Source organism: Mycolicibacterium llatzerense (assembly GCF_025331195.1).
In the GTDB taxonomy this organism is placed as follows: Bacteria; Actinomycetota; Actinomycetes; order Mycobacteriales; family Mycobacteriaceae; genus Mycobacterium; species Mycobacterium llatzerense.
In genome coordinates this window covers 99,138-119,902 of the sequence record NZ_LXOV01000017.1, presented here as the reverse complement: position 1 = coordinate 119,902, position 20,765 = coordinate 99,138, and the positions used below count along the sequence as shown (strand labels likewise).

At 66.1% G+C, this 20,765-nt stretch carries 22 protein-coding genes; 7 read left to right on the top strand and 15 right to left on the bottom strand.

The window, feature by feature from the left end:
* Positions 1–44 precede the first annotated feature (44 nt).
* From A7G45_RS28255 to A7G45_RS28245, 3 genes are read left to right on the top strand one after another with little or no spacing between them, the layout of a single operon-like run.
* Entirely contained in the window at positions 45–1,397 is a 1,353-nt protein-coding gene (locus A7G45_RS28255; protein ID WP_260941802.1) for a CitMHS family transporter, read from the top strand.
* A 50-nt stretch (positions 1,398–1,447) separates the two neighbouring features.
* Positions 1,448–3,088, top strand: coding sequence for a sensor histidine kinase (locus A7G45_RS28250; RefSeq protein WP_260941800.1), 1,641 nt, complete (start codon positions 1,448–1,450; stop codon positions 3,086–3,088).
* The gene (locus tag A7G45_RS28245; RefSeq protein WP_260941797.1) at positions 3,078–3,752 is read left to right on the top strand and encodes a response regulator; all 675 of its coding nucleotides are present in this window, start codon (positions 3,078–3,080) and stop codon (positions 3,750–3,752) included. The genes A7G45_RS28250 and A7G45_RS28245 overlap by 11 nt, the downstream gene beginning before the upstream one ends.
* Here A7G45_RS28245 and A7G45_RS28240 read toward each other — a convergent pair.
* From A7G45_RS28240 to A7G45_RS28185, 12 genes are all read right to left on the bottom strand, one after another.
* Positions 3,691–4,863 (bottom strand): threonine synthase, encoded by a 1,173-nt coding sequence (locus A7G45_RS28240; protein WP_260941795.1) that lies wholly within the window; start codon positions 4,861–4,863, stop codon positions 3,691–3,693. The two genes, A7G45_RS28245 and A7G45_RS28240, sit on opposite strands and share 62 nt — an antisense overlap.
* 1 nt (position 4,864) lies before the next feature.
* A complete protein-coding gene (locus tag A7G45_RS28235; protein ID WP_260941793.1) occupies positions 4,865–5,620 on the bottom strand; it encodes an NUMOD3 domain-containing DNA-binding protein in 756 nt (251 codons plus the stop codon).
* A gap of 23 nt (positions 5,621–5,643) precedes the next feature.
* Positions 5,644–7,812 (bottom strand): class 1b ribonucleoside-diphosphate reductase subunit alpha, encoded by a 2,169-nt coding sequence (nrdE, locus tag A7G45_RS28230; protein ID WP_260941791.1) that lies wholly within the window; start codon positions 7,810–7,812, stop codon positions 5,644–5,646.
* Positions 7,779–8,222, bottom strand: coding sequence for a class Ib ribonucleoside-diphosphate reductase assembly flavoprotein NrdI (gene nrdI, locus A7G45_RS28225; RefSeq protein ID WP_071287773.1), 444 nt, complete (start codon positions 8,220–8,222; stop codon positions 7,779–7,781). The genes nrdE and nrdI overlap by 34 nt, the downstream gene beginning before the upstream one ends.
* Before the next feature lie 31 nt (positions 8,223–8,253).
* Positions 8,254–8,493: a glutaredoxin-like protein NrdH gene (nrdH, locus tag A7G45_RS28220; protein WP_020104016.1), complete on the bottom strand. Its 240-nt coding sequence runs from the start codon at positions 8,491–8,493 to the stop codon at positions 8,254–8,256.
* A 537-nt stretch (positions 8,494–9,030) separates the two neighbouring features.
* Entirely contained in the window at positions 9,031–9,360 is a 330-nt protein-coding gene (locus A7G45_RS28215) for a hypothetical protein (protein ID WP_276555798.1), read from the bottom strand.
* Between the two features lie 32 nt (positions 9,361–9,392).
* The gene (locus tag A7G45_RS28210) at positions 9,393–10,328 is read right to left on the bottom strand and encodes a metallophosphoesterase family protein (RefSeq protein WP_260941777.1); all 936 of its coding nucleotides are present in this window, start codon (positions 10,326–10,328) and stop codon (positions 9,393–9,395) included.
* Positions 10,325–10,762 carry a cupredoxin domain-containing protein gene (locus A7G45_RS28205; RefSeq protein ID WP_407667550.1) on the bottom strand — a complete coding sequence of 146 codons (438 nt, stop codon included), beginning with the start codon at positions 10,760–10,762 and terminating at the stop codon, positions 10,325–10,327. The genes A7G45_RS28210 and A7G45_RS28205 overlap by 4 nt, the downstream gene beginning before the upstream one ends.
* 117 nt (positions 10,763–10,879) lie before the next feature.
* Positions 10,880–11,587 carry a Rieske (2Fe-2S) protein gene (locus A7G45_RS28200; protein WP_260941775.1) on the bottom strand — a complete coding sequence of 236 codons (708 nt, stop codon included), beginning with the start codon at positions 11,585–11,587 and terminating at the stop codon, positions 10,880–10,882.
* Positions 11,584–12,129, bottom strand: coding sequence for an RNA polymerase sigma factor (locus A7G45_RS28195; protein ID WP_043987592.1), 546 nt, complete (start codon positions 12,127–12,129; stop codon positions 11,584–11,586). The genes A7G45_RS28200 and A7G45_RS28195 overlap by 4 nt, the downstream gene beginning before the upstream one ends.
* 108 nt (positions 12,130–12,237) lie before the next feature.
* On the bottom strand, positions 12,238–13,482 hold the full coding sequence (locus A7G45_RS28190) for a PucR family transcriptional regulator (RefSeq protein WP_234711527.1): 1,245 nt from the start codon (positions 13,480–13,482) through the stop codon (positions 12,238–12,240).
* 116 nt (positions 13,483–13,598) lie between these two features.
* On the bottom strand, positions 13,599–14,138 hold the full coding sequence (locus A7G45_RS28185; RefSeq protein ID WP_043987594.1) for an NADPH-dependent FMN reductase: 540 nt from the start codon (positions 14,136–14,138) through the stop codon (positions 13,599–13,601).
* Positions 14,139–14,243: 105 nt separating this feature from the next.
* Here A7G45_RS28185 and A7G45_RS28180 point away from each other — a divergent pair, with 105 nt between their 5' ends.
* From A7G45_RS28180 to A7G45_RS28170, 3 genes are read left to right on the top strand one after another with little or no spacing between them, the layout of a single operon-like run.
* Positions 14,244–14,876, top strand: a complete 633-nt coding sequence (locus tag A7G45_RS28180; RefSeq protein ID WP_110797163.1) for a TetR/AcrR family transcriptional regulator — start codon at positions 14,244–14,246, stop codon at positions 14,874–14,876.
* A 1-nt stretch (position 14,877) separates the two neighbouring features.
* Positions 14,878–15,903, top strand: coding sequence for a DNA polymerase IV (locus A7G45_RS28175; protein ID WP_043395125.1), 1,026 nt, complete (start codon positions 14,878–14,880; stop codon positions 15,901–15,903).
* 2 nt (positions 15,904–15,905) lie between these two features.
* A complete protein-coding gene (locus tag A7G45_RS28170; RefSeq protein WP_043395123.1) occupies positions 15,906–17,066 on the top strand; it encodes an AAA family ATPase in 1,161 nt (386 codons plus the stop codon).
* Positions 17,067–17,069: 3 nt separating this feature from the next.
* On the opposite strand, the gene A7G45_RS28165 is transcribed toward A7G45_RS28170, so the two are convergent.
* On the bottom strand, positions 17,070–17,942 hold the full coding sequence (locus tag A7G45_RS28165) for an SDR family oxidoreductase (protein ID WP_043395121.1): 873 nt from the start codon (positions 17,940–17,942) through the stop codon (positions 17,070–17,072).
* Between the two features lie 9 nt (positions 17,943–17,951).
* Positions 17,952–18,584 carry a TetR/AcrR family transcriptional regulator gene (locus tag A7G45_RS28160; RefSeq protein WP_260941769.1) on the bottom strand — a complete coding sequence of 211 codons (633 nt, stop codon included), beginning with the start codon at positions 18,582–18,584 and terminating at the stop codon, positions 17,952–17,954.
* 128 nt (positions 18,585–18,712) lie between these two features.
* Here A7G45_RS28160 and A7G45_RS28155 point away from each other — a divergent pair, with 128 nt between their 5' ends.
* Complete coding sequence (locus A7G45_RS28155; protein ID WP_043395117.1) at positions 18,713–20,194, top strand: cytochrome P450; 1,482 nt, start codon at positions 18,713–18,715, stop codon at positions 20,192–20,194.
* 26 nt (positions 20,195–20,220) lie between these two features.
* On the opposite strand, the gene A7G45_RS28150 is transcribed toward A7G45_RS28155, so the two are convergent.
* On the bottom strand, positions 20,221–20,703 hold the full coding sequence (locus A7G45_RS28150; protein ID WP_043395114.1) for a 2-isopropylmalate synthase: 483 nt from the start codon (positions 20,701–20,703) through the stop codon (positions 20,221–20,223).
* Between the last annotated feature and the right edge of the window lie 62 nt (positions 20,704–20,765).

The window sequence follows — 20,765 nt, the reverse complement described above, 5'->3', positions numbered from 1 at the left end:
GACCCTTCTGAGATTGCTCCAGCCACACCCTCAGGAGATAGCTGATGTTGGTTGTTCTCGGCCTGACCATGGTCGCCGCCTTCATGGTCGTCATCATGACCAAGCGCGCCACGCCCATCGTGGCGTTGATCGCGGTTCCGGTGACCTTCGGCCTGCTGGCTGGGGCGGGCACCGGGATCGGGAAGATGATCACCGACGGCATCAAGGACCTGGCGCCCACCGCCGCGATGTTGTTCTTCGCGATCGTGTTCTTCGGGATCATGATCGATGTCGGACTGTTCGATCCGGTCGTGCGCACCGTGATCCGAATGGTGGATCGCGATCCGGCGCGACTGGTGATCGGCACCGCGGTGCTGGCGGCGGTTGTCTCGCTCGACGGTGACGGTTCGACCACCTACATCGTCACGGTGTCCGCGCTACTCCCCCTGTATCTGAAGCTGGGTGTGAGCCCGGTGGTGCTCACCGTGGTTGCCGGGTTGGCGAACGGCACGATGAACATCCTGCCGTGGGGCGGCCCGACTGCGCGCGCGGCGGCCGCACTGAAGATCTCTCCGTCCGAGGTGTTCGTCCCGATGATCCCGTCGCTGATCGCCGGCATGTTCATCGTGCTGGTCTTCGCGTGGCACCTGGGACTGATGGAGCGCAAACGGATCGGCTCGATCGTGGTTCGCGAGCGGGTCCTCGCCGGCGTCGGTGGCGGCCTGGAACCAACGGGCTTCAGCGTCGGCGACGCATTCGAGGGTGCCGCCGACGACTCGGGCGCGATCTCCGGCGAGTTCGCCCGACCGAAACTGCTGTGGTTCAACGCGGCAATCACCGTCACGCTGCTCGCGGTGCTCACCATGGACATCCTGCCGATCCCGGTGCTGTTCATGATCGCCGCCGCGGTGGCCCTCATGGTGAACTTCCCGCAGGTGGCCGAGCAACAGGCCGCGATCACCCGGCATTCGTCGTCGATCGTGTCGGTAGTGGGCATGGTGCTCGCCGCAGCTGTGCTGACCGGAGTATTCAAGGGCACCGGCATGGTGGAAGCGGTGGCCACCTGGGTCACCGGCATCATCCCTGAGTCGATGGGCCCGCACCTCGGCGTGATCACCGGTGTGCTGTCCATCCCGTTCACGTTCCTGATGTCCAACGACGCCTTCTACTTCGGCGTCCTGCCGGTGCTCTCGGAGACCGCTAGTCACTACGGGATCAGCGCTGCCGAGATGGCGCGGGCCTCGATCACCGGGCAGACGTTCCATATGCAAAGCCCGCTCGTCCCGGCGATCCTGCTACTGGTCGCGCTCGCCGGCGTGGGCCTGGCCGATCATCACAAGAAGGTGTTGTGGCGCGCGGCGGTGGTCTCGCTGACCATGCTGGTGGTGGGCGTCGCACTCGGCCAGATACCGCTCTGACGCGCCGATCCGCGGCCGAGCCGTCGCCGGCGGGGATAGCCTCGACCATCATGCCGAGGATCCGATTACGCACGCAGATCCTGATCCTGCAGATGGTGATCGTGACCGCCAGCCTGGCCGCCGGTTTCGGCATCATCATCCACCGCACCGATACGCAGACCCGAACCGAATTTGCGCGCCGCGCCCAGGCCATCGCGGAGACAGTGGCCTCGGATCAGGAGGTCCGCGCCGGTGCTGCCGCCCAATCCGCGGCGCGTCGGGCCGGGCACCCCGCCCCCGCTGCCGAGTTGGCTGCCGCCCCGCTGCAGCAGCAGGCCGCGGCCATCACCGCCCGTACCGGGGTGCTGTTCGTGGTCATCGCCGACGACGCCGGCTATCGCATCGCACATCCCGACGCGACGCTGCTGGATCGGCCCCTGAGCACCGATCCGTCCGCCGTACTCGGTGGCGAGGCCGAACTGACCGTGCAGCAGGGCACGCTCGGCGATTCGGTCCGCGCGAAGGCACCGATCCGCGGTCCGGACGGCACCGTCGTTGGCCTGGTCAGTGTCGGAGTGCCGATGGACACCGTGAATCGGGCCACCCACCGCACCCTGGTGCTCCTGATCACGTTGGTGGCGATTGCGCTGACAGTGGGGGCTATCGGCTCAGCTCTGTTGACCAGACGGTGGCGCCGCCTCACCTTGAGCCTGGAACCCGAGGAAATGGCCGAGCTGATCCGCGAGCAGGACGCGGTCCTGCATTCGGGCGCGGAGGGAGTCATCGCGATCGACGCGGAAGGCATAGCCCGGGTGATCAACGAGCGTGCGCGGGAGTTGCTCGGGATCACCGCCGCACCTGGGACGCCGCTCGGCGATCTGGGCCTCACCCCACGCGTATCCGCGATCGCGGCGGAGCCGACGACGGCGCCGGTGGCCGCGGCCGTCAACGAACGTGTGGTGCTGGTGTCGTCCCGGCGGGTGCACCGCGACGGCACCGATCTGGGCACGGTGCTGACCGCCGTAGACCGCACAGACATCGAGGCGCTCACCCGGGAGCTGGACTCGGTGCAAGCGATGAGCTCAGCGTTGCGGGCGCAGCGCCACGAATCGGCGAACCGCCTGCACGTGGTGGCGGGCCTGCTCCGCGACGACCGGACCACCGAGGCGCTGAGATACCTGGACGAGATCACCGGACAAGCCGGCGTGGCCCCGGTACCGGGGCTCGAACGCCTCGACGAGCCGCATCTGCGGGCGTTCGTCGGCGCGAAGGCGGCACGTGCACACGAACGCGGCGTCGTGCTGCGGGTGGGCGAAGAGACGGCGCTGGTCGGCACGCTCGCCCACCCGGTAGATACCACCACAGTGGTCGGGAACCTGCTCGACAACGCGATCGACGCGGCGGCCGACACCTCGCATGCGCAGCCTCCGGTCGTGGAACTCGATCTACTGCGCGACGGGCACGATCTGGTGATCGTCGTGACCGACACCGGCGCCGGGTTCACCGTCGACGACCCGTTCCTGGATGGCGTTACCACCCGCCTCGACCCGACGGTGCCGGGCGGCCGCGGTATGGGCCTGACCATCGCACGGCAAGTGGCTCGTGGGCACGGCGGGGACGTCGTCGTCGCTGTGCGCGGCGGCGGGACCGACGGCGAACCGACCACAGTGCTGGCCACGATTCCGGGAGGTGTTCTGAGCGATGACGCGTGACCTGCGAATCCTGGTGGTGGACGACGACTTTCGGGTCGCCGCGCTGCACGCCTCGGTGGTGGACTCGATGGTCGGATTGGTCACGGTCGGCTCGGCGCGGACCGTCGCGGAAGCCACGGCCATCGTGGCCCGCGCCGACGCCGCGCAGGCACCGGTGGACCTGGCGCTGGTAGATGTCTACCTACCGGACGGCTCCGGCATCGACCTGGTGCGTAGCTTGCACTGCGACGCGTTCATCCTGGGTGCCGCGGACGATGCGGCGAACATCCGGGCCGGGTTCGCCGCGGGCGCCCTGCAATATCTCATCAAACCGTTTCCGAATACCGAGTTGGCGCGGCGCCTCGCCGCATACACGGCGTATCGACGGATCCTCGAGGGCCCACACCTGACCCAGGAGCAAGTGGACTCGGCGGCCTCGCTGCTGCGGTCCGAGCGGCCAGCCGCCAAGAAGGACGATGGCGCCTCACTGACCGAGCGCCTGATCGTGGACGCGCTGCGCGAGGCGGGCGAACCACTGCTGGCGGACGAGATCGCGCAGCTGGTGGGCATCTCCCCGGCTACCGCGCGGCGCTACCTCGCGGATCTGGTGCGGGCGGGCACCCTCACGATGGGCCTGCAGTATGGCTCCACCGGCCGCCCTCGCCAGCGCTACTCCCCTGCGTGAGCAGGTGACTGGCCTTCAGCCCTGATCCAGTGAGGACCGCCACGATCGTGTCTGCGGCGTTCAGTTCGCCGGCTGCCCGTAGCCGGCGCAGCGCCGGCAAGACCTGCGCGCTGGTGGGTTCGACGAACAGCCCGGTGCGGGCGAATTCACCCACCGCAGGCAGCAATTCGTCCTCAGGGACCGCGACAGCCGCCCCACCGGTATCCCGGATCGCTTGCAGGACTTCACGATCGCGCACCGGCTTCGCGATGGCTGTGCCCTCGGCGAGGGTCGTCGTCCATTGCTGTTCGGCGACCTCGTCATGCCCCTGCTCGATGGCGGCGACGAGCGGGCAGCAGTTCTGCGGCTGGCTGACGAGGATTCGCGGCATTCGGTCTATCTCGCCGGCTCTGTACAGTTCACCAAATCCGACAGCACAGCCGAGGACCAGACTGCCGGCACCGGCAGGAACGAGAACCGCGGTGGGAGCACGGAATCCGAGGTCCTCCCAGATCTCGTAGGCGAGCAGTTTGATGCCTTGCAGGAAGTACGGGTGCCAATTATGGCTTGCGTAGAAACATGTTTCGGCCCGGCGCACGGCCTCGTCCGCCACCTCCTGCCGGGTACCCGAGACCAATTCGATGTTGGCACCGTGCAGTCGGCTCTGCACGATCTTGTTCGGCGAGGTGGCCGCGGGCACAAGGATGTGAGCTTCGATGCCCGCCGCCGCACAGTACGCGGCGACGGAAGATCCTCCGTTACCGCTGGAATCCTCGAGTGCCCGGTCGATCCCCTGGTGACGTAGGGCGGTCGTCATCACGGCAACGCCGCGATCCTTGAAACTGCCGGTGGGGTTCATCGACTCGACTTTCAGGCCGATGTCGATGCCGTCGAAGGTCCGGGTGATCAACGGTGTCCGCCCCTCACCCAGGGTCACCGGTTCGATGTGCGTCAAAGGATTTGGCAGAGCCGCGCGATAGCGCCACTGGGAGTTGACCGCGGTGTCGATCTGCTCGCGGCCGATGCCTGGCAGCGCCTCGAAGACCAGCGGGGTGCCGTCATCACCGCGCCATCGAGGTTGGTCAGTGGGGTAACGATGGCCGCTGCGGTCGATAATCTGCGATCCGCTCAACTCAACTCGAGTCTTCAATGCAGTACCGGCAGGTGTCTTTCTTGATTCCCCGATTCGTGTGATAGCGCGTATGAGCACTGCGCCGACTCGACGGCATAGGGCGCCCTTTTCGAACCGCTGACATTTTGGCGCGTGTTTCGTCGCTCGCACTTCGACCAAAATTGGGGTTGCCAGCGCCTTTCCGCTGGTCTGAAAGCCTGGCCTTGGCCTCTTCCGACATCACATGACCGAAGCTGGGGTGGTCAGCACCAAACTTCCCGTAGTTCGGATTGTCAGCACCAACGTTCGTGCCTTTACATGAGGCCGACCACTTCGCTCGTTGCTCGGCTGAGTGCTCGCGTTGATAGAACGGGTTCTCGGCACCAAAGCGGCTCGGAACTCTACGACCAGTCGATCGAATCCTCGCTGCTTCCCGCATCGCTGCGGTCCATTCGACGCCAGTCGGTCCGAGTCCACCGTCCGCGAGGTTCAGCAGTGGATGCCCCTCCTGCCGAAGAAGGGATATCCACGCAATCTCGGCCTCGCCAAGCTCGTCGAGTCCATCCGTCCAGTCCAGCGGGTCCACGATCAGATCTTCGCGCTGCTGCTTTCGCAACCAGTCATAGAACGGCGTCTTTCTCCCGGCCCAAGCGACTTTCAGATGCTGCCGAAGCCGCAACTGCGCGGTTTTCGTCGTGAGGCCGACATAGCGATAAACAGACTCCGACCGGAGCCTGACCCCATAGATCAGGCCTCCGGTCGGAGTTCTGGCAGTCATGAATCGCCGTCAGCAGCCAATCGTCACAACATGCAACTGACGCAGTTCTCCACGGCCGTGCCTTCCAACGCCATCTGGCGCAGCCGGATGTAGTACAGCGTCTTGATGCCCTTGCGCCAGGCGTAGATCTGCGCCTTGTTGACGTCGCGGGTACTGGCGGTGTCCTTGAAGAACAGCGTCAACGAAAGCCCTTGGTCCACATGCTGAGTGGCGGCGGCGTACGTGTCGATGATCTTCTCGTAGCCGATCTCGTACGCGTCCTGGTAGTACTCCAGGTTGTCGTTGGTGAGGTACGGCGCCGGGTAGTAGACGCGGCCGATCTTGCCTTCCTTGCGGATCTCGATCTTCGACGCGACCGGGTGGATCGAGCTCGTCGAGTGGTTGATGTACGAGATCGAACCCGTCGGCGGAACAGCCTGCAGGTTCTGGTTGTAGATGCCGTGCGCTTGCACCGACTCCTTCAGCGAACGCCAATCGTCCTGCGTCGGAATGTGAATGCCGGCGTCGGCGAAGAGCTGGCGCACCTTGTCGGTCTTCGGCTCCCACGCCTGCTCGGTGTACTTGTCGAAGAACTCACCCGAGGCGTACTTCGACTTCTCGAACCCACCGAACTTCGAACCGCGTTCGATCGCAATGCGATTCGAGGCACGCAGTGCGTGGAACAGCACCGTGTAGAAGTAGATGTTGGTGAAGTCGATGCCCTCGTCGGAGCCGTAGTAAATCTGCTCGCGGGCCAGGTAGCCGTGCAGGTTCATCTGGCCCAGGCCGATGGCGTGAGAGTCGTTGTTGCCCTGCTCGATCGACGGCACCGACCAGATGTGGGTCTGATCCGACACCGCGGTGAGCGCCCGGATCGACACCTCGATGGTCTGCGCGAAGTCCGGCGAATCCATGGCCTTCGCGATGTTCAGTGACCCGAGGTTGCACGAGATGTCCTTGCCCACCTTGGCGTAGGACAGGTCCTCGTTGAACTCCGACGGGGTGGAGACCTGCAGGATCTCCGAGCACAGGTTGGAGTGGGTGATCTTGCCGGCGATCGGGTTCGCCCGGTTCACCGTGTCCTCGTACATGATGTACGGGTAGCCCGACTCGAACTGCAGCTCGGCGAGGGTCTGGAAGAACTCGCGGGCCTTGATCTTGGTCTTCCGGATGGCGCCGTTGTCGACCATCTCGTAGTACTTCTCGGTGACGTTGACGTCGGCGAACGGCACCCCGTAGACCTTCTCCACGTCGTACGGCGAGAAGAGGTACATGTCCTCGTTCTTCTTCGCCAGCTCGAACGTGATGTCCGGGATGACGACACCCAGCGAGAGGGTCTTGATCCGGATCTTCTCGTCGGCGTTCTCACGCTTGGTGTCGAGGAAGCGGTAGATGTCGGGATGGTGCGCGTGCAGGTACACCGCACCCGCGCCCTGACGGGCACCGAGCTGGTTGGCGTAGGAGAACGAGTCCTCCAGCAGCTTCATGATCGGGATGACGCCCGAGGACTGGTTCTCGATGTTCTTGATCGGCGCGCCGTGCTCGCGAATGTTGCTGAGCAGCAACGCAACTCCGCCGCCGCGCTTGGACAGCTGCAGCGCCGAGTTGATGGAGCGGCCGATGGACTCCATGTTGTCCTCGATGCGCAGCAGGAAGCACGACACGGGCTCGCCGCGCTGCTTCTTGCCCGAGTTGAGGAACGTCGGGGTGGCCGGCTGGAACCGGCCGTCGATGATCTCGTCGACCAGCTTCTCGGCCAGCTCGGTGTCACCGGCGGCCAGCGTGAGGGCCACCATGACGACGCGGTCCTCGAAGCGCTCGAGGTAGCGCTTGCCGTCGAAGGTCTTCAGCGTGTAGCTGGTGTAGTACTTGAACGCACCCAAAAACGTTGGGAAACGGAACTTCTTGGCGAAGGCCCGGTCCAGCAGCTCTTTGACGAAGTTGCGGCTGTACTGGTCGAGCACCTCGCGCTCGTAGTACTCCTTCTCGATCAGGTAATCGAGCTTCTCATCCTGGCTGTGGAAGAACACCGTGTTCTGGTTCACGTGCTGCAGGAAGTACTCCCGCGCCGCGAGCGCATCCTTGTCGAACTGGATCTTGCCGTCCGCGTCGTACAGGTTGAGCATCGCGTTGAGAGCGTGGTAGTCGCTCTCACCGGGCAGCGCGTGCGTGGTGGCGGCTACCGGTTCTGCAGCTGTGACGGTTGGTGGCACGAGAGTTCCTTCCAGAAGTCTTCCAGACCCTCACGAACGGCAGTGACGTCGTCCGGGGTTCCCATGAGTTCAAGGCGGTAGAGGTACGGAACACCGCACTTACGGGAGACCACATTGCCCGCGTAGGCGAATTCAGCACCAAAGTTGTTGTTGCCCGCGGCGATAACGCCGCGGATCAACGACCTGTTGTGTTCATTGTTGAGAAAGGCGATGACCTGCTTCGGTACGTAGCCACCGTCGTTGATGTCCGGGGTGACCCGCCCGCCGCCGTAGGTCGGCAGCACCAGGACGTAGGGTTCGTCGACCTCGATGCGGCCATGCAGGGGGATGCGAGTGGCCGGGACGCCCAGCTTCTGGACGAAGCGGTGGGTGTTCTCCGACACGCTGGAGAAGTAGACGAGATTGCTCACTGTTCCTTCTCCTCCCCCGGTTGGTTGGTTGCTAGGCGGTGACCGCCACGGTGCTGAGCGCCTTGATCCGGTCGGGGCGGAAGCCCGACCAGTGCTCGCTGTCGGTCACCACGACCGGGGCCTGCAGGTAGCCGAGCGCCAGCACGTACTCACGGGCTTCGTCATCAATGCTGATGTCGACCTTCTCGTAAGCGATGCCCGCCTTGTCCAGCGCCTTGTAGGTGGCGTTGCACTGCACACATGCCGGCTTGGTGTACACGGTGACGGTCATCTCGGTACGACTCCTCTTCGAAGGCCTGGAAGCTGAACTGAACATGGCTGGCAACTGACGGGTTATCGCTTTCCGCTGATATCCCCATCTGGATCAGCGGCCCGGCAATCCCTGAAATTCCCGCATCTCCGGTCGTCCTGAGCCGCTCCGCCAGTACGTCCGAGAATCCCTGAGAATCCCCGCCCGACTGATTTTCCGGCCCCGGCCGACCCTCAATTCGTTGGGGCCTGTCGGTCCGTCAAACACTACACCTAGTGGGCGACAAACCGAACAGATACAAGATGTTCTGAACAACATTCGTGAAATTCCCAGGTCGTAAGGCCGATACCGAGACACTCTCTCGGCGTGTCGCACATCACACCCGGGGGCGTGTCGCGCTCCAACTACCGGTTTATCACCAGCCACCGACAAGTTGCGGCGACGCGCCGCCTGCGACACGCCGGGCCCTGCCCGACGGAAGTCGCCAGCTACGCCGATTTCCGCGCGACAGACGCCACAGCTGTGGTACAGCCGTGACGGACGTGACAAATGCGACTATCACCCCCGCGTGGCACGCACCGCCCACACCCCTGCCGCCAGTACGGCCACCGCTTCGGCGACCACACTGAGGACTGCATACGGTACTGGCTCGAGGCCCGTCTCCACGAATCCGAACAATCCGACCGTCCGCGACATGCCGAAGGCCGCCAGCGCCCCCGCTGACAGCAGGCCCGACGCCCAGCCGAACCACCGCGGAGCACCCACCGCCAGCAATGCCCCGACGGCACAGAACACCGACGCCTGCACCAGGAAGCCGGTGCCGACCGTGGGGATATGCCGGTACCCGTGCAGATAGAGGTATGCGTGCAGCGCGCCGCTCGCCAGCATGGCCGCTGCGATCACGAGACGGTAGATGAGAGTCACAGCAGGGTCCGTTCCTTGAGCGCGAGCGTGTGCCGGCCGGTCTGGTAGCTGACCTCACGGATACCGAGTGCGTCGTGCAGTTTGCCGGCCGGCAGCGTCAGCGGTTTCGGCGCCGGACCGTCCCCGGGATGCGGCAGCGGATAGGCCGTGGTGGTCCCGCTGTGGAAGGTGATGTTGCCTTCGGTCTTGGAAAACACCTGGTGCACATGGCCGTTGAGGCAGGTCACCGACGCGAACCGCTTCAGGTAGCTCAATGCCTGCGCGGAGTCGTCGGTCCCCCAGCCCCAATCGGGGTACATCGCGAACAGCGGGATGTGGCTGAACACCACGACCGGCGTATCACTCGACAGCGAGGCGACGTCCTTCTCCACGAACTCGAGCTGATCGACGCCGAGGTGCCCGAGCTTCTTCAGGTTCAGCGTATTCACCAGCGCGATCACATGCACCCCGGCGATGTCGAAGCTGTACCAACCGTCGCCGCGGGTCCCCGCCCCGAAGGTCTTGCGGTACTTGGCCCCGGCGTCGTCGGCCGAATCATGTTCGCCCGGAACGGTGAACACGTGCGGGGTCCGCAGCCCGGTCATCATCTGCCGGACCTGATCGAACTGCTCCGGGGTGGCCAGATGCGTCAGGTCGCCGGTGTGGATCACGAAATCCGGCGTGTAGCCCAGGTTGTTGATGGTGTCGATGGCATGGGTGAACGAGCCCGCGACATCGGTGTTGGCGGCACCCGTGAAGCCGATGTGGCTGTCGCTGACCTGCGCGAAGCGCAACGTGGGCTGCTGCGCCGGGCCGGATGAGTTGCCCGCGACGTGCGACAGCACTTCCCCACCGACCACCGACAACCCGACTGCGGCGCCGAACCACGCGGTGTGCCGGAGCAATTGACGACGGTTCATCTGCTGCGGGTCGCCGGTTGCCGAGTCATTCATCGGACCACCACCGTCCCGTGCATGAAGGGATGAATCCCGCACACGTACGTGAACGTGCCGGGCGCCGCGAAGACGTAGCTGAAGGTGGCCCCGGAACCCATTGTCGGAGAGCGGAACTGACCACCTTCGGCGACGACGTTGTGCGGGTCTTCGTCGTGGTTGGTCCAGGTCACCGTCGTTCCGGCCGGCACCGTCAGGGTGTCGGGAGCGAAGGCGAAGTTGTCGATGTTGACGGCGTTCGGCCCCGCCGGGGCCGGCGCCTGGTGGCCGGGTTCGGGCGGGGCCATGGTCATCGACCCCATCGAGCCCATCGTGGGTCCGGAGCCGTTGCCGGGTCCGCTCATGCCCGGCGTCCCACTCACGTCGGAGCTGAAAACAGCTGTGGGGGAAGCACTTTGCTGCGGTGCCGTCGAGCTGCATGCAGCCAGGAGCAGGACTGCGCCGGAGAGCGCAACCAGAGATCGTCGCGACACGACGGGAACCTCCGTAGTCGTCGGGAACGGGTGCGCCTGCGCACCCTTACCAACAGATACGGTGGCGGGTTACACGCCTCAGGCCGGCTGACTCGGAGGAGTCGGCGCGAACACCTCGATGACGCCGCCGACCTCGCGAACGTCGAACTTCGGCAGGGGTTTTGGCGCGATCGGCAGCTGATGGGTCAGGACGTGCCCATCGGTGGCGAACGACGTGGAATGGCACGGGCAGCGCAGCCGGTCGTCCGGTCCGTCGAACCAGAGCCGGCAGCCCTGGTGCGTGCAGACACCCGAGATGCCCTGCACGTTCCCGTCGACCCTGCGCACGAACCCCACAACCGAGCCCAGGTCGAACGGATGCACCGCCCCCTCCGACACATCGGAGCTGTCGGCGACCTTCTGCCAGCTGCCCGCGGACGGCACCATCTCCTGGCTCGCGGTGTCCGGATTCGTCGGCCCAGTGCGCCCCACCAAAGTCCGGTCGACGGCCACCGCCGCGACCGCGGCGCTCGCGGCCGCCGATGTCCCGACGATCACCTGACGACGGTTGGCACGCAGCCGGCTGGGCTGCGTCGCCGCCGCGTCGTCGCCGTCGAATTGCCCAGCCAGCCGACCCTGCAGATCGGCGAGGAATTCCGGACGCGGCTCGTCGGCACCGGGCTGGGCCCCCTGCAGGTCGATCGCCATCCGCATCTGCGCCGCATCGAAGTCGTCGGGCTTGAACCCGGACGGCTTGCGCCCGCGCAGCAGATCGTCGAGGTACCGACGCAACCCCCGCGCGTTCATGGCTCGCCCTTCTCGTTGATCTGTGCCGCCAGCCGTAATGCCCGGTGTTGCAACACCTTTGCGTTGGCGACGCTGACACCGAGCTCCGCTGCTGATTCCTTGATCGACCTGGTCTGGAGAAATCGCAGCTCCAGTATGCGTCGATAGTTGTCCGGCAAGGCCTCCAACACCGCGGCGACGCGGTCCGGCGCGGTGCTGATCGACGGTTCCGCTTCCGGCGGCGCCTCGATATCCAGGTCGATCACGGTGATCTCCCGACCCATCGTCTCGCGCCAGTGCGCGGCGAGCACCGTGCGCGCGGTACTCCGCAGATAAGACCGCACCTCGGCGGCACTCGCCGTCAGCCGCAACGGCCGCAACGCGGCGAGGAACACCTCGGCGGTGAGGTCCTCGGCGTCGGCCTGATTGCCGACCCGCGCGTAGATCGTGCGGTACACCCACCGCGCGTTGTCCTGATAGACGGATTCCCAGTCGGGATACCGGGAGTCCGACGAGACCACGCGCAGCGGGGGTCGGTGCACAGGGTCACGCTGTGCAGACACATTGGCCCCGTCTCATCGGTGCGGCCCGGCACACCCCGGGTCCACTTCGACAAGTAGATAGCCACCGGGGTTACATGCCGGGGAGGTGGGCACCGACTTCATCCGCTCTTAGCCGCCGTCATCCGCCGGATCCAGCATTCGGTCGCCGAACTGGCTGCACAGCAGCAGGGCGACCTCCACGTCGAGCCGGTCGTCCTCGATGGGCCTGCCGCGCCGTTCGATCGCGCGCTGCACCCGGTACTTCACCGAGTTCGTGTGCAGATGCAACTCCTCGGCCGCGGCCTTGTTGCTGCCGCCCGCCTTCAGGAAGGCCTGCAGCGTCTCCCGGAGGCGCCGGTCGCTGACCGTCGAACAGGCCAGTGGGCCAAGCACTTCCGTGGCCCACGCCGACAGCGCATCGACGTTCGACCCCAACAGCGCCGCGAGCGCCACACCGCGGTGACCGAACGCGGTGAACCGCCGCCGCTGCGGTCCCGACGCCACGGCGACGATTCGGGCGTCTTCGGCCTGCCGGTGTGACAGCCGAAAGCCGGCGACGCCGGACTGCGGGGTGCCGACCGCCACGTACGGGCCCTCGGCCGGCACCAGGCTGCCCAGCCACGTCACCGCCTCATCCATGACTGCCGCGGGCACCGCGACCCAGGCCCAGGCCGTGGCCCGATCGACCGAGATGAACAGTGGAGAATCTGCCGCGCCGATCGATGCGGCGAACTGCTGGACCAGGCGCTCCATCTCGGCCAGTCGATCCTCGGAGTCGTCGCACCACAAGACCACCGCGAGGTGGGTGCGCTGCAGCGGGTACCGGATCGCCACCGTCGCGGCATCGATGTCGACGTCGCCACCGGCGAGTAGTTCACGAATCTCATTGATACGCACGCTGTTTCGGTTCTCCAGCCAGCTCTCCCGAGCCTGCTGATAGACCTCGACGACCTCTTGCGAGATCCGGTCGATGTAGTTGAACGAGATCGTCGACATCGCGTCGAACACGTCCAACGCCAGTCGCGGATCGAGTTCGGCCGTCCGGATCTCCTCCAGCACGGCTTTCAGCACCGCCTGCTGGCCCAGTCGGTAGGACCGGACCAGCACATTGGCCGAGATGTCCCGTTGCGCCAGCCGGAGCGCGTGTTCGATGGCCGCTGCCGGAGCGTGCACGAGGTCGATCGAGATACCGTGCCGGGCTGCGGCGAAGAACGCGTCGATGTTCGCGGCGACCGAATCGCCCAGAATCTGCTGCAGCTGTTCCTCGCCACGCAGCTCGGCGATATCGGACACCAGCTGATCCGAGACCGAGCGCGTGATGTCGGTGAGGCGAGCGTCCAGTCGCGTGCCGATTCCGGCCATCGCTTGTGTCAACGCGTCATCGTTGCGGTCCCCGCCACCGGCCATTAGCTGCCTGTTCTCCCGGCCACCCCCAAACCGTAGTTCGTCGTCAGTCCGTTTGTCCCCGACGGCCCTTTTGCGTTCTCGGGTCAGCCGACCTCGGCGGCCAACTTGGCGATCACTCCGCGCACGCCATCGACAACCTCGGCAGCCTCCCGCGGATGGTTGCCGTCGAACGCCGAAGCCGGCAGCGACAGCTTGACGTCCACGACATCCGCACCGGCGATGCCGAACGACTTGCGCGTCTCGTCGTGCGCCCACACGCCGCCGTACTGCCCGAGCGCGGTACCGATCACGGCCAGCGGCTTGCCGCTGACGGCACCGGCGCCATAGGGGCGGGACAGCCAGTCGATCGCGTTCTTCAAGACGGCGGGAATGGTGCCGTTGTACTCCGGGGTCACGGCCAGGATGGCGTCGGCGTCGCCTGCGATCTGGCGCAGCGCGACCACCGCTTCGGGCAGTGACTCGTTGTCCAGGTCTTCGTTGTAGAACGGCAGGTCGCCGAGGCCGTCTGCCACTCGTACCGTCACGCCGTCGGCCGCCGACTCGACCGCGACCTCGGCGAGTTGCCGGTTCAGCGAGGCCGCACGGAGGCTGCCGACCAGGACCAGGACCTTGGTTTCTGCCATTTTCTTTCTCCTAGCTTGTGTCTGTGGCCGGTTCCGGCGAACCGATCCTCGCATGAGTCAACCGGACTGTGGTCCGATTAATTCCGTCTGAGCTAAAGTTCGATTATGAGCGACGGGTTGGCGCAGCTGCGGCCGACGAACCTGCCCATGGCCGGCCTGCCGATGACCCCTGCGGCGCCGGTCGAACGCGGCGACGCGGCGCGCAACCGACTCCTGCTGCTCGACGCGGCCCGCCGACTCATCGCCGAGCGCGGCGCCGAGTCCGTCACGATGGACGACATCGCGGTCGAGGCCGGCGTCGGCAAGGGCACCTTGTTCCGCCGGTTCGGCAGCCGCTCCGGCCTGATGCTCGTGCTTCTCGACGAGGACGAGCAGGTCGAGCAGAACGCCCTGATGTTCGGCCCACCCCCGCTTGGTCCCGGCGCACCGCCACTGGAACGGTTGATCGCCTACGGCCGCGACCGGCTCCAGTTCGTCTGGCAGCACCGAGCGCTGCTGTCCGACGCGGGGCGCGATGTGCAGAGCCGGTTCGGGGCCGCTGCCGCCGTCCACCGCACCCACGTCCGGATGCTGCTGAACTCCGCCGGCACCACGGGGAACCTGAATGCCCAGACCGATGCCCTGCTGGCCCTGCTCGAAGCCGACTACGTGAGCCACCAGCACGACGATCTCGGCCACAGCCTGCAGGCGCAGGGCGCTGCGTGGGAAAGCGTGGCGCACAAGCTTTGTGGGCACTGAGATGACGTGGGTGCTGCACGTCGATCTCGACCAGTTCCTGGCTTCCGTCGAACTGCGCCGGCACCCTGAGCTGGTCGGGCAGCCGGTCATCGTGGGTGGTAGCGGCGACCCCACCGAACCCCGCAAGGTCGTCACCTGCGCCTCCTACGAGGCAAGGGAATTCGGCGTCCACGCCGGGATGCCGCTGCGCACCGCGGCCCGCAAGTGTCCGGAGGCCGTGTTCCTGCCCTCCGACGCGCCCGCGTATGACGAAGCCTCCGAACAGGTGATGGGCCTGCTGCGCGACCTCGGCCATCCGGTCGAGGTGTGGGGCTGGGACGAGGCGTATGTCGGTGCGTCCGTGGCTGATCCGTTCGAGCTCGCCGAGAAGATTCGCGCCGTGATCGCCGCCGAGACCGGGCTGTCGTGCAGCGTCGGGATCAGTGACAACAAGCAGCGCGCCAAGGTCGCCACCGGATTCGGCAAGCCGGCCGGGGTTTTCGCCCTCTCGGCCGAGAACTGGATGACGGTGATGGGCGACCGTCCGGTCGACGCGCTCTGGGGCGTCGGCCCCAAGACCGCGAAAAAGCTTGCCGAGCTCGACATCACCACCGTCGCAGAGCTGGCCCGTACCGATGCGGAGCTGCTCACCTCGACCTTCGGCCCGACGACGGGACTGTGGATTCTGTTGCTGGCCAAGGGCGGTGGCGACAGCACCGTGACGGCCGAGCCGTGGGTGCCGCGCTCGCGCAGTCATGTGGTGACGTTCCCGCAGGACCTCACAGACACCGCCGAGATGGAAGCTGCTGTCATGGAACTGGCTCGGCGCACTCTGGATGAAATCGTCGAGCAGGGTCGGCAGGTAACCCGGGTCGCGGTGACCCTGCGCACCAAGACGTTCTTCACCCGCACCAAGATTCGCAAGTTGCCGGTCGCCGGTACCGATCTGGATGCCATCACCCAGACCGCCATCGATCTGCTGCACGAGTTCGAGCTGGACCGGCCGGTGCGGCTGCTCGGAGTACGCCTGGAACTGGAGATGCCGTAGCAGTGCTCACCACCATCGCCATCCGGGGCTACCGGTCGCTGCGCGAGATCGTGCTACCCCTCTCGGAATTGACCGTGGTGACCGGAGCCAACGGCACGGGCAAGTCGTCGGTTTACCGGGCGCTGGGATTGCTGGCCGACTGCGGTCGCGGTGAGGTCATCGGATCCCTGGCCCGCGAAGGCGGGTTGCAGTCGGTGCTGTGGGCCGGCCCGGAGAACACCAGTGGGGCCCGCCGGACCGGCGCCACCGAGGGCACCGGCCGGACCCGGCCCGTGTCACTCGAACTCGGCTTCGCGGCAACTGATTTCGGTTACTTCATCGATCTCGGGCTGCCGCAGGACCCGGGCCACAACTCGATGTTCGGGCAAGACCCGGAGATCAAGCGGGAGACGGTGTTCGCGGGGCCGTCTCCCCGGCCGAGCAGTTCCTTGGTCCGCCGTACCCGGACCTACGCCGAAGTGGCCTCCGATTCGGGCCGCGGTTTCGACGAGCTGACCCGTGCCCTGCCCAGCTACCGTAGCGTCCTCGCCGAGTACGCGAACCCGGAGGCACTGCCCGAGCTGGCCGCGGTTCGGGATCGCTTGCGCGACTGGCGCTTCTACGACGGCTTCCGGGTCGACCGAGACGCGCCGGCCCGCCGCCGCCAGGTCGGTACCCGCACCCCGGTGCTCAGCGATGACGGCAGCGACCTGGCAGCCGCCGTGCAAACCATCCTCGAGGCCGGGTTCGACGATCTGTCACGGGCGGTCGGGGACGCGTTCGACGGCGCCGAGATATCGGTGAGCTCCGACGGCGGGCTGTTCGAACTGCAGCTGCACCAGCGCGGCATGCTCCGTCCGCTCCGGTCGGCAGAATTGTCCGACGGCACACTGCGATTCCTGCTCTGGGGCGCCGCCCTGCTGTCCCCCGAGCCGCCTCAGCTCATGGTGCTCAACGAGCCGGAGACGTCACTACACCCCGATCTGGTCGGCCCGCTCGCCGACATGATCGCCGCAGCCGCGCGCAAGACGCAGATCGTCGTGGTGACGCATTCGGCCAGGCTGCGCGAGCGGCTAGCCGGTTGCGACGCAAGCGAAGTCGAACTGGTCAAGCAGTGGGGCGAGAGCCACGTCGACGGCCAGACCATGATCAGCGCGCCCCCGTGGGACTGGGGAAAGCGCTGACCCTCAGCGGTTTTGGGGCTCAGCCCGTTTGGGCCGCAGGGCCCGGGTGAACAACACGTTCACCTGACGCATCGACACGCTGTAAGGCCACCATGCCAGCCGCTTGAACAGATACAGCGCCCGGATGTCCGCCGACGTGTAGATCATGAACCGGTTCTTGGCCACCCCGGACAGCAGTTTGTCCGCAGCCTGCTCCGGCGACACCGCATGCCCGGCGAACCTGGCCACCCAGCGCTGCACCTGCGGATCGTCGCGATCAACGCCCGCGATCTGAACCGTCTGCACCAGCGGCGTTTTCACCGCGCCGGGCACCACGACCGACACCCCGATGCGGTGCCGGGCCAGGTCGAAGCGCAGCACCTCGCTCACGCCACGCAGGCCGTACTTGCTGGCACTGTAGGCGGCATGCCAGGGCAACGCGACGATGCCCGCGGCCGACGACACGTTGGCCAGGCGTCCGCCGCGGCCGGCGGCCACCATGGGCGGAACCATGGTCTCGATGACGTGGATGGGCCCCATCAAGTTGACGTCGACCATCGAGCGCCAGTGCTGATGGGTCAGGGTGCTGACGGTGCCCCAGGCCGAGATCCCGGCGATGTTGAGCACCACATCCATGGCCTCGTGCCGGCTGTGGATGTCGGCGGCAAAGGCCGCGACGGCGTCGTAGTCGGAGATGTCGAGCGCACGGCATTCGGCCACCTCACCGCCCAGCGCACGGGCATCGGCGGCGGTCTGTTCCAGACCCGAAGCGTCGCGGTCCGTCAGGAACAGGATCGCGCCCTGCTGAGCCAGTTTGAGCACGGTCGCCCGGCCGATCCCGCTGGCCGCCCCCGTCACGAAACACCGCTTACCTGCGTAGCCGCTCCACCGCGTCATGGCCTGACCCTACACAGGCAGGTCTCCGCCACCCCATAACGCGCTGAGCCACATCCGCTCCACGATCGCCAGGGCGCGCTGCGGGTCTCCGTCTCGACCGATGAAGGCACTGTCATGCGACAACGTCATCGCCGTGGTTGACGTCAAAGTGCGAACCAACGCCGGTAGGTCGTCAGAGATCGGCCGGGCGCCGGTGTCCTGTTCGACGAGCCCGACGATCTTGGCGATCACGCCGTCTTCGAAATCGGCCATCAAGTCGCGGATTTCCGCGTCGGTGTTCTGCGCGATGGTGCACGCCGCCATGATCGGGTCATTGCTGGCGAACACCGCCGCCGCGCTGCCAACCATTCGCTTGGCGAAAGACGCCGGCGTCTCGCCCGGCTCGCGTGGCGCGAAGTTGTGGGTGAGCGCGTCCAGTTCCTCCATGGCCTCGGACACGATCTTGGCCAGCACGGAGTACTTGGAGTCGAAGTAGAAGTAGAAGCCCGACCGCGCGACACCGGCCCGGGCGCTGATGGTGCTGACAGACAGGTCAGCGAACGGCTTCTCCTCCAGCAGTTCCCGAACCGCGGTGATGATGGCGTCGCGTTGCCTGTCGCCTCGGCTGCGGCCCCTGTCGACCGTCTCGACTTCAGCGCTCATGGCGCTCACGATGTCACCGCCGACACACCAATTCAAAACTTGACACGCGTCAAGTATGCCAGCCAAGATGACATCAGGTGGTGACTTTCACCACAAAACACGGCTCATGAGCGGACAGGAAACCCTCGATGGCAACTATCAGCACCCCGAACTACCTCATCGATCAGGCCATCCGGCGAATCAAGCCCACTCCGTCCAACCTGCCGGGCATGGGCCTCGTCGAGCAGCGACTGCGCGCCAAGAAGTGGGACGAGTTCGTGTTCGCCGAGCCGCCGGCGGGCAGCGGCCTCAAGGCGATCAAGGGCGACTCGGGACTGCCGGTCATCGGCCACCTGATCGAGGCGTTCCGCAGTGGCCCCGAGTTCGTACTGGAGCAGTACCGCAAGCACGGTCCGTTGTACTTCGCCGACTCGCCCGCTATGTCCGCGGTCGCCGCGATGGGACCCGACGCCACTCAGGCGGTGTTCTCCAACCGCAACAAGGACTTCTCCCAGAAGGCCTGGGATCCGGTGATCGGGCCGTTCTTCGAGGGCGGCCTGATGCTGCTCGACTTCGACGAGCACATGTTCCACCGCCGGATCATGCAAGAGGCCTTCACCCGGTCCCGCTTGACCGGTTACGTGTCGCACATCGACTCCGTCGCCACCAAGGTGTTGGCCACCGACTGGGTGGCCAACGATCCCCGGTTCCTGTTCCACCCCTCGGTCAAGGAGCTGACGCTCGACATCGCCGCCGAGGTCTTCATGGGCATCCCGGCGGGCACCGACCACAAGCTCGTCACCACCGTCAACCACGCCTTCACCACCACGACCCGGGCCGGCAACGCGATCGTCCGGACGCCCGTCCCGCCTCTCAAGTGGTGGCGCGGCATCCAGGCCCGCAAGACGCTGGAGGAGTACTTCTCGCGCTCGATCGCCGAGAAGCGCCGCAGCGAGAGCACCGACATGTTCAGCGTGCTGTGTCACGCCCAGGACGAGGACGGCGGCAGCTTCACCGACGACCAGATCGTCAGCCACATGATCTTCCTGATGATGGCCGCGCACGACACCTCGACGTCGACGATGACCACCATGGCCTACCACCTGGCGGCCAACCCGGAGTGGCAGGACAGGTTGCGCGAGGATTCCGCGCGCATCGGGGACGGTCCGCTGGACATCGAGTCGCTGGAGAAGCTCGAGACCTACGACCTGGTGATCAACGAAGCGCTGCGCTTGCAAACGCCGCTGCCGTTCAACTTCCGGCGGGCAGTGCGCGACACCGAGCTGCTGGGCTACTACATCCCGGAGGGCACCGACGTCATCACCTGGCCGTCGCTCAACCACATGCTGCCCGAATTGTGGACGGCCCCCGAGAAGTTCGATCCGGACCGCTTCGCCGAGCCGCGCAACGAGCACAAGTCGCACCGCTACGCGTTCGCCCCATTCGGCGGCGGGGCGCACAAGTGCATCGGCATGGTCTTCGGCCAGCTGGAGATCAAGACGGTCATGCACCGGTTGCTGCGTCGCTACCGCCTGGAACTCCCGCACAAGGGCTACAAGCCGCGATACGACTACGGCGGCATGCCGGTGCCGATCGACGGCATGCCGATCACGCTGCGGCCCATCGGCTGATCCTCCGCCGAAACGGCGTTTAGAAACTAGGCGTGCAGCCGGTTGGCGCACGCGATCATCGCCCGCAGCGCCGACTGGACCGGATCGCGGGCCCAGCCCATGGTCCACTCCGCGCGCACGCCGTCAGTGCCCTGGATGAAAGTCGCGATGCCGCCGCCGACGGCGGGCAGCTGATGGAACTTGATCATCTCGACGGCCATCCCGCGCTCGTGCAGCATGGCGGTCAGCGCGGCGACGGGCCCGGTCGCGGCCGCCGTCGAGGTAGTGATGCGGTCGCCGACGGCGATGCTGGCCCGGTACGTGCGAGCGGCGGTGACGCCGCGGCGACGGTCGTCGTCGCCGGCGGTGCCCCAACTGCCAAGGCGGACCGGCCCACGTTGATGGCCGTAGTGGTCGATGAAGGTGTCGTGACACATCGTTTCGGCGTGTTCGCGCAGGTCACGAGGCACGGGGCGGTCAAACAGATCCGCGAAACGCGAAGTGGTGGAGATAGCGGTGGAGGTGAACATGCGTCGGTCTTTTCTGCTCGAAAGAAGTGACCGACAGGTAGTAGCGTCCGACCCACAGCGAG

Bases quoted from the DNA above. Each gene is read 5' to 3' on its own strand.
- A7G45_RS28255 (WP_260941802.1), top strand. From the start codon at position 45: ATGTTGGTTGTTCTCGGCCTGACCATGGTCGCCGCCTTCATGGTCGTC.
- A7G45_RS28150 (WP_043395114.1), bottom strand. From the start codon at position 20,703: ATGTTCACCTCCACCGCTATCTCCACCACTTCGCGTTTCGCGGATCTG.
- A7G45_RS28215 (WP_276555798.1), bottom strand. From the start codon at position 9,360: ATGCTGGCGAGCGGCGCGCTGCACGCATACCTCTATCTGCACGGGTAC.
- nrdH (WP_020104016.1), bottom strand. From the start codon at position 8,493: ATGACCGTCACCGTGTACACCAAGCCGGCATGTGTGCAGTGCAACGCC.
- A7G45_RS28235 (WP_260941793.1), bottom strand. From the start codon at position 5,620: ATGACTGCCAGAACTCCGACCGGAGGCCTGATCTATGGGGTCAGGCTC.
- A7G45_RS28155 (WP_043395117.1), top strand. From the start codon at position 18,713: ATGGCAACTATCAGCACCCCGAACTACCTCATCGATCAGGCCATCCGG.
- A7G45_RS28185 (WP_043987594.1), bottom strand. From the start codon at position 14,138: ATGGCAGAAACCAAGGTCCTGGTCCTGGTCGGCAGCCTCCGTGCGGCC.
- A7G45_RS28200 (WP_260941775.1), bottom strand. From the start codon at position 11,587: ATGAACGCGCGGGGGTTGCGTCGGTACCTCGACGATCTGCTGCGCGGG.
- A7G45_RS28180 (WP_110797163.1), top strand. From the start codon at position 14,244: ATGAGCGACGGGTTGGCGCAGCTGCGGCCGACGAACCTGCCCATGGCC.
- A7G45_RS28245 (WP_260941797.1), top strand. From the start codon at position 3,078: ATGACGCGTGACCTGCGAATCCTGGTGGTGGACGACGACTTTCGGGTC.
- A7G45_RS28210 (WP_260941777.1), bottom strand. From the start codon at position 10,328: ATGAATGACTCGGCAACCGGCGACCCGCAGCAGATGAACCGTCGTCAA.
- A7G45_RS28250 (WP_260941800.1), top strand. From the start codon at position 1,448: ATGCCGAGGATCCGATTACGCACGCAGATCCTGATCCTGCAGATGGTG.
- A7G45_RS28175 (WP_043395125.1), top strand. From the start codon at position 14,878: ATGACGTGGGTGCTGCACGTCGATCTCGACCAGTTCCTGGCTTCCGTC.
- A7G45_RS28160 (WP_260941769.1), bottom strand. From the start codon at position 18,584: ATGAGCGCTGAAGTCGAGACGGTCGACAGGGGCCGCAGCCGAGGCGAC.
- A7G45_RS28165 (WP_043395121.1), bottom strand. From the start codon at position 17,942: ATGACGCGGTGGAGCGGCTACGCAGGTAAGCGGTGTTTCGTGACGGGG.